The organism is Blautia sp. St.27G3 (genome assembly GCF_059728505.1).
In genome coordinates this window covers 1,078,943-1,092,981 of sequence record NZ_BAAGFO010000001.1, presented here as the reverse complement: position 1 = coordinate 1,092,981, position 14,039 = coordinate 1,078,943, and the positions used below count along the sequence as shown (strand labels likewise).

Annotated in this window: 14 protein-coding genes; all 14 read left to right on the top strand. The window is 39.0% G+C overall.

All coding sequences use genetic code 11. The features are described from left to right. The first annotated feature begins 19 nt into the window (after nucleotides 1-19). The 14 genes from dusB (at nucleotide 20) to AC6I2O_RS05125 (ending at nucleotide 13,671) form a co-directional block, all read left to right on the top strand. On the top strand, nucleotides 20-991 hold the full coding sequence (gene dusB / locus AC6I2O_RS05190; RefSeq protein ID WP_120392833.1) for a tRNA dihydrouridine synthase DusB: 972 nt from the start codon (nucleotides 20-22) through the stop codon (nucleotides 989-991). A 130-nt stretch (nucleotides 992-1,121) separates the two neighbouring features. After that, on the top strand, nucleotides 1,122-1,604 hold the full coding sequence (greA, locus tag AC6I2O_RS05185) for a transcription elongation factor GreA (RefSeq protein WP_120392942.1): 483 nt from the start codon (nucleotides 1,122-1,124) through the stop codon (nucleotides 1,602-1,604). Between the two features lie 108 nt (nucleotides 1,605-1,712). Beyond that, nucleotides 1,713-3,647: a lysine--tRNA ligase gene (gene lysS / locus AC6I2O_RS05180; RefSeq protein ID WP_497742017.1), complete on the top strand. Its 1,935-nt coding sequence runs from the start codon at nucleotides 1,713-1,715 to the stop codon at nucleotides 3,645-3,647. Between the two features lie 249 nt (nucleotides 3,648-3,896). Continuing rightward, nucleotides 3,897-4,166, top strand: coding sequence for a DUF6462 family protein (locus AC6I2O_RS05175; protein WP_117557482.1), 270 nt, complete (start codon nucleotides 3,897-3,899; stop codon nucleotides 4,164-4,166). Next, entirely contained in the window at nucleotides 4,156-4,383 is a 228-nt protein-coding gene (locus AC6I2O_RS05170; protein WP_117557480.1) for a DUF6462 family protein, read from the top strand. Before AC6I2O_RS05175 ends, AC6I2O_RS05170 begins: the two co-directional genes overlap by 11 nt. 14 nt (nucleotides 4,384-4,397) lie before the next feature. Further along, complete coding sequence (locus AC6I2O_RS05165) at nucleotides 4,398-4,781, top strand: TnpV protein (protein WP_120392831.1); 384 nt, start codon at nucleotides 4,398-4,400, stop codon at nucleotides 4,779-4,781. 9 nt (nucleotides 4,782-4,790) lie between these two features. Further along, nucleotides 4,791-4,970 carry a hypothetical protein gene (locus AC6I2O_RS05160; protein ID WP_055225720.1) on the top strand — a complete coding sequence of 60 codons (180 nt, stop codon included), beginning with the start codon at nucleotides 4,791-4,793 and terminating at the stop codon, nucleotides 4,968-4,970. Between the two features lie 29 nt (nucleotides 4,971-4,999). Further along, on the top strand, nucleotides 5,000-5,299 hold the full coding sequence (locus tag AC6I2O_RS05155) for a hypothetical protein (protein WP_278655209.1): 300 nt from the start codon (nucleotides 5,000-5,002) through the stop codon (nucleotides 5,297-5,299). 700 nt (nucleotides 5,300-5,999) lie between these two features. Then, nucleotides 6,000-6,410, top strand: a complete 411-nt coding sequence (locus AC6I2O_RS05150; protein WP_118641205.1) for a single-stranded DNA-binding protein — start codon at nucleotides 6,000-6,002, stop codon at nucleotides 6,408-6,410. A 146-nt stretch (nucleotides 6,411-6,556) separates the two neighbouring features. Continuing rightward, the gene (locus AC6I2O_RS05145) at nucleotides 6,557-6,763 is read left to right on the top strand and encodes a helix-turn-helix domain-containing protein (protein ID WP_118338844.1); all 207 of its coding nucleotides are present in this window, start codon (nucleotides 6,557-6,559) and stop codon (nucleotides 6,761-6,763) included. Between the two features lie 15 nt (nucleotides 6,764-6,778). Further along, the gene (locus AC6I2O_RS05140; protein WP_118641191.1) at nucleotides 6,779-9,577 is read left to right on the top strand and encodes a DNA methyltransferase; all 2,799 of its coding nucleotides are present in this window, start codon (nucleotides 6,779-6,781) and stop codon (nucleotides 9,575-9,577) included. A 15-nt stretch (nucleotides 9,578-9,592) separates the two neighbouring features. Beyond that, a complete protein-coding gene (locus AC6I2O_RS05135) occupies nucleotides 9,593-10,369 on the top strand; it encodes a DUF6414 family protein (RefSeq protein WP_243104945.1) in 777 nt (258 codons plus the stop codon). Beyond that, the gene (locus tag AC6I2O_RS05130; protein WP_118641193.1) at nucleotides 10,356-11,474 is read left to right on the top strand and encodes an AAA family ATPase; all 1,119 of its coding nucleotides are present in this window, start codon (nucleotides 10,356-10,358) and stop codon (nucleotides 11,472-11,474) included. The genes AC6I2O_RS05135 and AC6I2O_RS05130 overlap by 14 nt, the downstream gene beginning before the upstream one ends. Before the next feature lie 238 nt (nucleotides 11,475-11,712). Continuing rightward, nucleotides 11,713-13,671, top strand: coding sequence for an AIPR family protein (locus AC6I2O_RS05125; protein ID WP_497742015.1), 1,959 nt, complete (start codon nucleotides 11,713-11,715; stop codon nucleotides 13,669-13,671). Nucleotides 13,672-14,039: the final 368 nt, after the last annotated feature.

Genomic DNA, 14,039 nt, shown 5'->3' with positions numbered 1-14,039 from the left:
GAGGATTGAGTAGTTCACGATGAAGATAGGAAATGTAAATCTGAAGAATCGTATTATACTGGCGCCAATGGCAGGGGTAACAGACCTGCCTTTTCGTTTGCTCTGTAAAGAAAACGGAGCAGGCATGGTCTGCACAGAAATGGTGAGTGCAAAAGCGATTTCTTTTCACAACAAAAATACGGAGGCGCTGCTTGAAATTTCTCCGGAGGAACATCCGGTGTCGTTACAGCTGTTTGGTTCAGATCCGGACATTATCAGTGAGATGGCAGCGTATATTGAGGAGCGCCCGTTTGACATCCTGGATTTGAATATGGGATGTCCTGTGCCCAAGGTAGCGGGAAATGGGGAAGGCTCTGCTTTGATGAAAAATCCGGCGCTGGTGGAGCAGATCATCACCAAAACCGCACGCGCGATCAGGAAGCCTGTGACAGTAAAAATAAGAAAAGGTTTTACGGAAGAGAGCGTCAATGCTGTGGAAATTGCAAGGATTGCGGAAGCTTCCGGAGCGGCTGCGATTGCGGTTCATGCAAGAACAAGGGAACAGTATTATTCCGGAGAGGCTGACTGGGATATCATCCGACAGGTCAAGGAAGCAGTGCGCATCCCGGTAATTGGAAACGGGGATGTGGATTCCGGGCCAAAGGCGAAAAGGATGCTGGAAGAAACCGGCTGTGATGCAGTCATGGTAGGACGTGCGGCCAGAGGAAATCCCTGGATTTTCCGGGAAATAGAACAGTATCTTGAAACGGGGGAGATAGCCGGGCGTCCCTCAAGGGCACAGATTGCAGAGCTGATGCTGCGCCATGCGCAGATGCAGATTGCATATAAGGGTGAGTATGTCGGGATTCGCGAGATGCGTAAGCATTTCTCCTGGTATACGACAGGGTGTCCGGGAGCTGCAAAGCTGCGCGCGAAGATTAATCTGGCGGAGACATATGAGGAACTTGAACGGCTTGCCAGCGGGTTTGCCAAAGGTGGGGAAAGCCTTTAAAAACGCTGGTTTTTACGTTGGAAAATGCTGTTTGTGTAATCTTGACAAACAGGAGGGAATCGGCTATAATTGTGTGATTGTTGGCATACAATAGATGATAAAAAATGTCAAGGAAGGGTGTAGATTGGTAATGGAAGAAAAGAAGAAACTTCTGACCTATGCGGGTCTGAAAAAGCTGGAGGACGAGCTCCATGATTTGAAGGTCAATAAAAGAAAAGAAGTGGCAGGCAAGATCAAAGAGGCTAGAGAGCAGGGTGACCTTTCGGAGAATGCAGAGTATGATGCAGCAAAGGACGAGCAGCGTGATATCGAGGCCCGGATTGAAGAAATTGAAAAGATTCTGAAAAATGCCGAGGTAGTGGTGGAGGACGAAGTTGATGTCGGAAAGATCAACGTCGGCTGCACAGTCAAAGTGTTTGATGTGGAATTTGAAGAAGAGATGGAATTTAAGATCGTAGGATCTTCCGAGGCAAACAGCCTGCAGGGAAAGATTTCCAATGAGTCTCCGGTAGGCAGGGCCCTGATCGGGCGAAGGGTTGGAGACAAAGTATCGGTAGAGACGCAGGCCGGAATTGTCGAGTATGAAGTGCTGGAGATACAGCGATCAATCTAGTGTGTTGCATCATTTATGGAACGAAACGTGATACAGTACACGAAGGAGAGAAAAGACGGATCTTATTCAGGCAGAGATTCGCTTAGAATAGAAAAAGGAGTGGAAGAAGTGGCAGAACAGAAGAAGCAGCAGGTGCAGGAACCGGATATTAATCAGTTACTGAAGGTGCGCCGTGAAAAGCTGGCAGAGCTTCAGGCGGGCGGAAATGACCCGTTTCAGATTACAAAATATGATGTGACAAACCACAGTGCAGATGTAATAGATAATTTTGAGGCTTTGGAAGGAAAAACAGTTTCCATTGCAGGACGTATGATGTCGAAACGTGTGATGGGCAAGGCTTCTTTTTGCAATGTTCAGGATTTGAAGGGAAATATCCAGTCTTATGTGGCACGCGACAGTATTGGTGAGGAGCCATACAAGGCATTCAAGAAAATGGATATTGGCGATATTGTGGGGATCGAAGGCCAGGTGTTTAAGACAAAGACCGGTGAGATTTCCATTCATGCAGAATCGGTAACACTTCTGACCAAGAGCCTGCAGGTGCTTCCGGAGAAGTTCCACGGCCTCACGAATACGGATTTGCGCTATCGCCAGCGTTATGTGGATCTGATCATGAATCCGGACGTGAAGGATACGTTTGTAAAGCGTTCCCGGATTATCAGCAGTATTCGTAAATACCTGGATGGTCAGGGCTTCATGGAGGTGGAGACGCCGATGCTGGTATCGAATGCCGGCGGTGCGGCTGCACGTCCGTTCGAGACACATTTCAATGCACTTGATGAGGATTTGAAGCTTCGAATCTCTCTGGAGCTTTACCTGAAGCGACTGATCGTGGGCGGCCTTGAGCGTGTCTATGAGATTGGCCGTGTGTTCCGCAATGAAGGGCTTGACACCCGCCACAATCCGGAATTTACGCTGATGGAGCTTTACCAGGCTTATACAGATTACAATGGCATGATGGATCTGACTGAGAACCTGTACCGCTATGTAGCGCAGGAAGTTCTCGGTACTACAAAGATCACTTACAATGGAATTGAGATGGATCTCGGAAAACCGTTTGAGCGGATTACCATGGTAGATGCCGTGAAGCGTTATTCCGGCGTGGATTTCCATGAGATTCATACCCTTGAGGAAGCAAGAGCTGCCGCAAAAGAGCATCACATTGAGTTTGAGCAGCGCCATAAGAAAGGCGATATTCTGAATCTGTTCTTTGAAGAATTTGTGGAAGAGCACCTGGTTCAGCCGACCTTTGTAATGGATCATCCGATTGAAATCTCACCGCTCACGAAGAAAAAGCCGGAGAATCCGGAATACGTAGAGCGTTTTGAGTTCTTTATGAACGGCTGGGAAATGGCAAACGCCTATTCTGAACTGAATGACCCGATCGACCAGCGAGAGCGCTTCAAAGCGCAGGAAGAGCAGCTGGCACAGGGCGATGAGGAAGCAAATACAACGGACGAAGATTTCCTGAATGCACTTGAAATCGGCATGCCGCCGACAGGTGGAATCGGTTTTGGGATTGACCGCATGTGTATGCTTCTGACGGATTCGGCAGCAATTCGCGATGTGCTCGCCTTCCCGACAATGAAGTCCCTGGACACTGACAAGAAGTCTGCGAAGTCAGAAAACAGCACTTCCACAGCAGCACCGGAGAAAGAAGAAGTTATCGACTTCTCCAAGGTAAAGGTAGAGCCTTTATTTGAGGAATTTGTTGATTTCGATACTTTCAGCAAGTCAGATTTCAGAGCTGTAAAGGTAAAAGCTTGTGAAGCAGTTAAGAAATCCAAGAAGCTGTTACAGTTTACTCTGGATGACGGAACAGGCACAGATCGTACGATTTTAAGCGGTATTCACGCTTATTACGAACCAGAAGAACTGGTTGGAAAGACGCTTATCGCTATCACTAACCTGCCGCCGAGAGCCATGATGGGAATTGAATCCTGTGGAATGCTTCTCAGTGCAATCCATGAGGAAGAGGGCGAAGAAAAACTTCATCTTCTGATGGTTGATAACCATATTCCGGCTGGTGCAAAGCTGTACTAAAATTAAATATAAAATGTCTAAAACCATGATGTCAGACCGCATTTGACAACAATTTGACAACAAAATTTGGGAGAATGATGAATCGTTATGAAGCATGACGAATTTCAGGTGAAAGGGCACAGGTTTGGGCAATGAAGTAAGAGCACTTCTTAGAGTTAATCTAAGAGGTGCTTTTTTTCGTCCTTGGAAAGTCACATCCCAGCGGTCAGCTTCTGTAAAACAGTAAATCTAATTTTGGAGGAAAACATCATGGGTAAAAGTTATAAACCAATTACAAGTATGAAAGAAGTACCAGAGCAGCTTAGAAAATTACGCCGACAGTATCTACGCTATCAACAGGCAGAAATCATTTACAGTATTTCCCATAAGAAACTTTTGGAGCTTGCCAGTGATGCAGGTGCAATTTATAGAATAGATGGAACGGTACTGATTAACAAGGATATTTTTGATATTTATCTGGAACGATTCCATGAACCGGCGACAGGAAAAGACAGGGAGGAAATGATGGATGAGCGGTAATGTATGGATGTTTTCAGATGAGATTGATGATGAAGATCTGGAATTTATGAGCCATGCCTATGTGACCTACAATATGGCGTGTGAATATTACAGGCTGGGAATCAAACCCGTTGTCCGTATGGCACATGAAGCCGGGGCAGTCTATAAGATTGGGAAAAAAGTATTGATTCGTAGAAGTATATTTGAAGCGTATCTGCGAGAACAGAGGAAGATTTGATAGAGGAGAAGAACATGAGTGAACAGAGAAAAATAATACACGATGATAACAATGGACTAGATTATGTGCTGGTAGGAGATTATTACATACCGATGTTAGCCTTGCCGGAGGAAACTAGACCGATTGGTTACTGGGGAATGCTTCGGAAAGAATATCTGAAAAATCATAAATCGGGAATGTATTCTTATCTTCTGTTGACCGGAAAACTGGACAGTTATCTGGCAGACCTTAATGAACAGTTGCAGAAACAGTATGAGCTGGTTGAAGCACAAATGAGAAGTGCTGAAGGCGTGACAGAGAAATTAAAAGCACAGAATCCTATAGAGTGGGTGCGACAGTGTAATAATATCAGGAATCGTGTGCGGGAAATTGTGTTGAGTGAATTGGTATATGTATAGGAGGAGCGTATGAGATACAGGATTGAATATGCAGATGGAAGATGCTGCAATTTCGCAAACAGCAGAAAAGATTTACTGGATTGGTTGAAACTGTTGAAAGATGAACAGATTGTTGATATTCGTAAAATATATAAAAGTGGTGTTACCGATTCAGTTCTGGATAGTTACCGGAGTTATCTGAAACAGTGAGATAACATGGAAAGGGCAGGTATAAATCTATGAAATTGACAAAGGAGATTGAAGAATTTATCAGTCTAACAATAACAGAGCACATGGGGAAAGAGTATGCAGACTGGAAAATGAAACAGCAATCTGTGACAGAGCCAGATAAAGTTGAAGAAGAATATGAAAAGGTAATTGCTTCATTATCACCAGAACAGAAAGAGGCAATTACAAAATACTGTGATGCCATATTCAGTAGTGGAGCAGATACAGAAGAATTTTTTTATCGTCTGGGGCTGAAAGATGGATTGAAATTAAAGAAAGTAATAAAAAGTATATTGAAATCTCTTTCGTAAGTAAGAAAGTAAATTGAAGAAGCATTGGCTGCAATAGTGGTTGATGCTTCTTTTTTGATTTTTTCAAAATCATCTGACATTCTCTGCTTTCCCATGTGTGATTAGTAGGAAAATAAATTTTTCTGCGAAAGTACCGTCCAAACGCTCTCTGAAACTTGCAATTAGTGAGGAAATATTTCACTTATGCGAAAAAACTTGCAAAAGAGGGTTGGTAAATACTGTTTCCAACGCTTTATAGGTAGAGGAACAATTATTTTTCAAAAATTCTTCAAAATCATGTCCGTTTTTGTTCGTCCCAGTACAGAGTATGTGAAGGGACTAATGAAATTAAAAGAAAAAATGATAAAAATGCAAAAAAATATCACGATTCTTTTGCATCATGTTAAGTTATTTGACTTTAGTAATTAGAGGACGTTTTGGAATGTTCCTTCGCTGAACCTTGACAATTGATAAGTGCACCCTGGAAGCTTACCAGGAGTTCTGCCATGACCTTTCTTTTTCTGGAAGCAAGCGGAATCATAATGACACTCCCGATGATGGGCGGCTGACCGGAGCCTTATGGTCAGTGTCCTGCTGATGCAGGCAGAGGCAGTCTGAGACGGCTGCAGGTGACAGGGAAACGCACACCAGACCGCTGATGAAAAATGAAACTGATAACAATGTTTACAGGGTGAAATGCCCGGAAAGGATGGTAACGATTATGAATAAAGTGATTTTAATGGGAAGACTGACAAAGAACCCGGAGATTAAATATGCCGGGAAAGATAATGATATGGCAGTAGCAAGATATACACTTGCGGTAAACAGAAGGTATAAACGTGACGGTGAGCAGGAAGCAGATTTTATTTCTTGTGTCACATTCGGAAAGAGTGCAGAATTTGCACAGAAATATCTTCATAAGGGAATGAGGATTGTAATTGGCGGTCGTATCAGTACTGGCAGTTATAAGGACAAAGACGGGAAGACAATTTATACCACAGATGTGGTTGTGGAAGAACATGAATTTGCTCAGAACAAGGACAGCGGTGCCGAAGCGAATTTGTCAGGAACAGAGAAAACAGATGAAGACGGATTCATAGAAGTACCAGATGGTGAGCTCCCATTTGACTAATCCGAAATAAATGGTTGGAGAGGTTGTCTTGTGTTAGAACAGCCTCTCCAACCATTTGGTAGAAGATATCAAAAATTACAGGTATTTAACCTAACGAAATCGTGATATAATCAAAATATGTTTATATGAAAAATATGGAGGCGCTTATGGGCGTAAGTTATAACAGATTATGGAAAATGCTCATAGATAAAAATATGAAGCGGATAGAGATGCAGTACCTTACCGGGATTAGTGGTAATATTCTTGCCCGAATGGGAAAAAATCAGTATGTCTCAATGGAAACGATTGAGAAAATCTGCAAGAAACTGGACTGCACCGTTGATGAGATGATGGAATTTACAGATGAAAAGTAACAGGAGGGTGCCACAATGACAGATGCACAACAAAGAGCAGCAGCGAAAGCATTTGCAAAAAACTGGAAAGACCGTGGATATGAAAAGGGAGACAGCCAGATTTTCTGGGTGGAGCTTCTGACAATGGTATTTGGTGTAACTGAAATATCACAGTTTATTTCCTTTGAGGATCAGGTACATCTTGATCACACCAGTTTTATTGACGGGTATATTGAGAAAACTCATGTAATGATTGAACAGAAAAGTATCAACAAGAGCCTGACGGCTGCTATCCGGCAGTCTGATGGCTCTATGCTGACACCCTTTGAACAGGCAAAAAGATATTCTTCTGAACTGCCATATTCAAAAAGACCAAGATGGATTGTAACTAGCAATTTTCAGTCATTTTATATTTATGACATGGAAAAGCCGGGCGGTGATCCGGAGATTATCCAGTTGGAGAATCTGGAAAAAGAATATTATCGGTTACAGTTCCTTGTGGACGAGGGAAACACAAATCTTCAGAGAGAAATGGAAGTTTCCATTGCCGCAGGTGAAATTGTAGGGTTGCTGTATGATGCACTGGCAAAACAATATGCCGATCCAACAACAGAGCGTGCAATGAAAAGTCTGAATATCCTTTGTGTCAGAATGGTATTCTGCCTGTATGCAGAGGATGCCGGCATTTTCGGACAGCATGGTATGTTCCATGATTATCTGGAAGAATTTGATGCAAGAAAAATGAGAAAAGCAATGATCGAACTTTTCCAGATCCTTGATACAAAGCCGGAGGATAGAGATCCTTATTTGAAAGATGATAACCCACAGCTTGCAGTTTTTCCGTATGTAAATGGTGGACTTTTTGCAAATGAAGATATTGAGATTCCGCCTTTTACGGATGAAATCAGAAATCTTTTATTAGAAAAAGCATCAGCAGATTTTGACTGGTCAGAAATCAGTCCGACCATATTTGGCGCTGTGTTCGAGAGTACGTTGAATCCAGAGACAAGACGCTCCGGCGGTATGCATTACACCAGCATTGAGAATATTCACAAGGTCATTGATCCACTGTTTCTGGACGATCTGAAAAATGAGCTGAAAGAAATTCAGCAGATAACCGTGCAGAGAACAAAAGATAAAAAGCTGAGAGACTTCCAGACGAAGCTGGCAAATCTCCGGTGGCTTGATCCGGCATCGGGAAGTGGAAATTTCCTTACGGAAACATATATCAGTATACGGCGATTGGAGAACGAAGTCATAAAAGAATTGCAGAGAGGACAGATTACTTTTGGCTTTGATGAATCCTCACCAATCCACGTTTCTATTGATCAGTTTTATGGAATTGAGATTAATGATTTTGCTGTTACAGTTGCCAAGACTGCTTTATGGATTGCTGAATCACAGATGATGAAAGAAACAGAAGACATCGTTCATATGAATCTGGATTTTTTGCCATTGACGACCAATGCGTTTATTGTAGAAGGTAATGCACTAAAACTGGACTGGGAAAGTATTGTTCCTAAAATGCAGTTATCTTATATCATGGGTAACCCACCATTTGTAGGAACTAAAAATATGAACACTGAGCAGAAAAAGGATGCAAAATTAGTTTTATCAGATTGGAAAAACTATGGAACCTTGGACTACGTTTCTTGCTGGTATAAGAAAGCCGCAGATTTTATTAATAATACGTTGATACATTGTGCCTATGTTTCTACCAATTCAATATGTCAGGGTGAACAAGTTGCAAATTTATGGGAACCGCTTTTTAAAGCAGGTGTGAAAATTGATTTTGCACATAGAACTTTTCAGTGGGATAGCGAAGCTAGTTTAAAGGCACATGTACATTGTGTAATAGTCGGATTTAGCCAGGTGGGTGGAAATGTAAAGAAAATATTCTCTGATGGAAGAATGACATTAGCAAAAAATATAAATCCATATCTTGTTGATGCGGATAATGTTTTCATTGTAAGTAGAAAAACGCCAATTTCTGATGTACCTAAAATGTATATTGGCTGTGAGATGAAAGACGATGGAAACTATGTTATGACGGAAGATGAAAAAAATATATTTCTACAAAATGAGCCGCAGGCGGAAAAATATATACATCCTTATATGATGGGAAAAGATTTTATTGCGAGAAAATCGAGATATTGCCTTTGGCTGAAAGATATATTGCCATCGGAGTTAAAAAAATATCCTAAAATTATGGAACGTGTAAAGAACGTTCGTGAATTTCGATTAAGTTGTCCAAGTCCTGATACTAATCATTATGCTGACAAGCCGACATTTCCAGTTCGACTCCGATATTATAGCGAAGACAGAATAAATCCGGCGTTAGCATTACCGAAAGTATCTTCACAAAATCGAAGATATATTCCGATGGAAGTAATCGATGCTGATGTTATTGCTGGAAGTAAATTGTTTTTGATACCGGACATTTCTCTGTATCATTTTGGTGTATTGACATCGAATGTTCATATGGCGTGGATGCGAACAGTTTGTGGCAGATTAAAGAGCGATTATAGTTATGCAAGTAATGTGGTATATAATACATTTCCATGGCCAGAGCCGACCGCTCAGCAACGACAAAAAATCGAACAGACTGCACAGGCAATCCTTGATGCCAGAGCATTATATCCGGATAGCAGCCTTGCAGATCTTTATGATGAACTGACCATGCCGCCGGAACTGCGAAAAGCACATCGCCAGAATGATATGGCAGTCATGCAGGCATACGGATTCACAAAAGGCAGTGAAGCCTATAAAAGCGAAGCTGCCTGTGTTGCAGAACTGATGCAAAGATATCAGAAATTGTGCGAGGAACAGAAATAGTAAGGAGCAGAAAAGTTGAAAAATAATAACATTGAGAAAACAGAGTTTCTAAAAATAGTATATTTTGATGAAGCTGCTGCACAGGATTATGTTGATGTTACCAATGGAGGACGGCTTGATTGGTCAACGCAGGAAAATAAAGAAAAAATAGCTAAAATAGTTGCTGAAATTGAAGCTCAGGCCAAAAGTGGCTTTAATATTTTGAATTATATTAAAGCAACATTTCAGGGAAAGGTTGATGCCAGTGCTTCCGCTGAGCTGACTAGCGCTTTTGATAAAACAATAAAAAATACGTTGCTTACAGATTATATACAGGCAGCATCGGAAGATGAACATGTAAAAAAATTTGAGAATAGTGGTGTTTATGCACCGGAAAATTCTGTAACATTGTATAAAATGATTAGTTCGTATTTGACAATTGTGCCTAAAGAAGAAATGCCAATAGATATGGAAAAATTAAATGAGGCAATATTAGGTGAACGAGGTTATTATGATATGTTGTTAAAGACAGAGAAAGAGCGGAAAAACTTATTAAGATTTAATCTTAAAGCATTTAAAAATAATTATAACCTTGTCGATTTAAGTAAAATGAAATTGACATATTTTGGAATAAAGGTTGGAACTTGTGGAGAAAATCATTTATCAATTGATAAAGAGTTTGAGTTTCAACCAGTAGAAGAAAAGACTACAGCAGAAGAAATTGTTGAGGGAGAAAAGTCTGCTGATGAAAGAGAAAAAGAATTAGATGTTTATGATATAGTATTGGCAGGTGTGGTACGTGAAGAAGATTGAAATTTTTGTAGGATCTGATTCTGCTTTTGAAAAGATTGTTCCGAAAAGTGCAAGAAATCTTAGTGAAATGGCAGCGAAACTTGATGATGGTAATAAAAAAATGGATGTGTTTGTTAACATTCCAGGGCAGCCAGAACCAAAGCCTAAGAAAAAGAAGAAACTAAGAGTTCAAGATTTTGTTATTCATGCAGACGAGTATTGCAGTGTTCAAGAACATGTTATTATAAACTTTATAAATTTTATTTTCCAAATGTCCATAACAAATATGTACATTCAAAATCCACCGAAAAATATTCGAGAGCAGATATATCGAACATTTGATAAAAGTATTATTCATGAAACGCAACAGCCATATTTGGAAGTTTCAAAGGAAATGATACAAACATTTAACAGCCAATATAGTGAAAGAGTAATTGGTCAGGAAAGAGCAAAAAAGAAATTGCTTCAGGCAATATATCCTTTGGTAGATGGTAAGCAGAGTAAGCCTGTTGTAATATTGTTATATGGAGATTCAGGGCTTGGAAAGACGGAATCCGCACAGTATATGGCAGAATTGATGGGTGGAAAATTATTAAGAAAACAGTTCTCCATGTATCAGAATAATGAGTCAGCCAATTACATTTTTGGTGGAAGATATAACGAGAAAAGCTTTGCACAAGATCTTTTGGCTAGAGAAACAAATGTATTGTTGTTTGATGAGTTTGATAAAGCTTTATCTGTATTTCATAGTGCATTTTATCAATTATTTGATGAGGGGATTTATGAAGATCATAATTACAAAGTGGTAGTAAATAAGGCAATTATTGTGTGTACTTCAAATTACAAAACAATTGATGAGATAAAAGAACATCTGGGATTGCCTATATATAACCGTTTTGACTCAATTATTAAATTTGCTGATTTACCAGATATGGCAAAAGAAAAAATTGCGGAGAGGGAAATAGAAAGGTTAAAGAAAGATTATGGTATCGAAGACAGAGAGCTGTTCGACAAAATAAAGAAAGGTGCAGTTACTCAATCAAATGCAAGAGAAATAAAACATTTGATTAAAGATACTTTTTCACTTGTAGTACTCAAAAAAATATGTGGTGAAACGGAAATATAATTCTCTTAGCGAAGCTAAGAGTGCACTTCTATACAGGTGATTGCATCTGCCTGTATCGTGTGACCTGCGGTGCTATTCCTGGATTTGAAAAATTTCAATCCAAAGATATAGCGAAATCATAGATTTCGGGCAAAGGAATTTCCTTTGTGGTGAAAGTGAATATCTAGGTGAAAAAAATGGTGCTAAAACATATTACATGGTAGTATATATAATAAAACTAAAGAAAATAGGTGAAAGAATGTCTGAAAATAAAGTTAGAATACTTGTCGATAATTTTTATAAGGATTTTGCTGGATTGCCAAATCATAGAGCAATAGTAAGAAATAACACACCAGAGGATGCGTTTACATTAGCTATTTTAAAAATAATGTATGGTGAAACATTAGATTGTAAAATTTCACCAGAAAATGTTGATAAAATATCTAAAATTATTGTTGCTCCTCCAGACAGCGGTATTGATTTATTTATTGAGACTGAGGATGGAGATGAATACTATTATGATATTATTCAGTCTAAATACACAGAGTTAACAGAAGAAGAGATAAGAGTATGCTTTTTGGAAATGCATGATGCTATTAGGAGGTATTTGAAAAATCCTAATAGTGTCCAGTCAAATTTGCGAGATATAATTTCAGAAACAAATTTTAATTCTTCGTTCAAAAATAATTGTACATATTATGTTTATCATACAGGAATATTGAATTATGGAAAAAATTTTAAGGCAAATGAAAAAATAGTAACAATAAATGAAATGGAAGTTGTACTAGAGAGTCTGGGGCGAGAGGACCATATTTTAAAGGTTCCTTATGCAGAGTTCACTTCGGATATGTTTAATAATTATATTCTTTATGAGAATTCGTCAGATAATGCGATGCTTTGCAATATAAGAGGATATGATTTGGCTGTTTTATGCAATAAATATGTGAGTTCTTCAATGGGAAGAAATATTTTATTTGGTCAGAATCTAAGAGACTCTTTAGACCAGAAAAAATCTAAAACGTACGAAGCAATGATGAAAACCATAAAAAATGAACCAGAACGATTTTGGAATTATAATAATGGAATAACTATTCTTTGCGAAGAATTAGATGCACATCGTAAGGGCCGTAATGGAGATGTTGATTTAATTGAGATTACTAATTTTTCAATTATTAATGGTGCACAAACTACAAACACATTAGGAGCATATTTGCGAAATGCATTAATTAACAATGAACCGGATGAAATAGAGCAGTTAAAAAAAGTATATGTTCTTGTGAGAATAATGCAGGTTAATAATGAAAAGCTTAGTGGTAATATTTCTATTTATAATAATTTACAGAATCCAATGTCTTCAAGAGATATGGTTGCAAATAATACTGAGCAAAAAGAATTGCAGAGAATATGTATGACAGGTGAAGCTCCGAATATATTTGTAGAGATAAGAAGAGGTCAGACTGTTCCGCCACAACCAAGATTCGAAAAACATCAAAGAATCACCAATGAGGAACTTGCACAGTTAGCGTTTGCTGCTTTTTTACAATCACCATTTACAGCAAAAGATAAGAAAAAGACACTTTTTAATAAAGATGCTTCAGATACAGAATATTTAGTTAATGCTTATTATGATCAAATATTTTATCTTTCTGAAGAAGATGATAAGAAAGGTGTTTTATTTCAAAAGAGTAAGGAAGAAATTGATGAAGCATTGTTTGTTAAATATTTATATATTCAAGCAAGAAATAAAATGAAAAAGAGTTACGATGAGAGAATCGCAAAATGCAATGAGCATATATCCGCCAGTTGGGGAAACATTGAACAGCAGCAAAAGATGATTCAATTAAATCAGAGATATAAAGAGGTGAATAATACATGTATGTTTTATTGTATTGCTTTATATTTTACGCTTAAAGATAATTACGGGACTATCGGCGAGAAAAATACATTTGATTATTTTAGTTTTTATAGAGATAATCGAAATTCATCATACAAAGATGAAATAATTGATTATTTTGCAAATAAATTTTTACAGGCTACTGTAAAAATAATGTCTAAATTACTTGCCGCTTCTGGTAGTGGAAGTGCAACTAACTGGTTGAAGAAAGCACAAAGTCAAACAGATTTTTTTGATACATTATCTGAAGAAATGGCTGGAGATCTTACATATCAGGAGATGTATACAGATTTTGTAAAGAGATTTACTATAGAATATTATTGAGAATTAACTACAAAGATGTATGGTGTTTTTTAGGGGGCGGGACTTGCAGGCTGCGTCTGTGTAACGGGGATTTTGGGTGAAAATACTTCTGTCAGTGCAATTGTAGGTTTGGCAAAAGAAGAAATATAAAAATGTATTAAAAAAAATACAATAAAATTTTTGGAATCTCTTGCCTTCCGAGGTCCTTTCTTTTATAATATACTCGTTGTGACCTTGATAGCGTAGAAGCGTGAGGTTGCTGCAGCCAGCGAGACTGCAGGTTTTCCGTGGAGCGAATGTCAAGTTATAAAACTGGCGACAAGTCACTGTACAAAATTTTAATGGCCCGTATAAGCTTGGGCACCGTGTGAGTTCGCGACACGCACGGG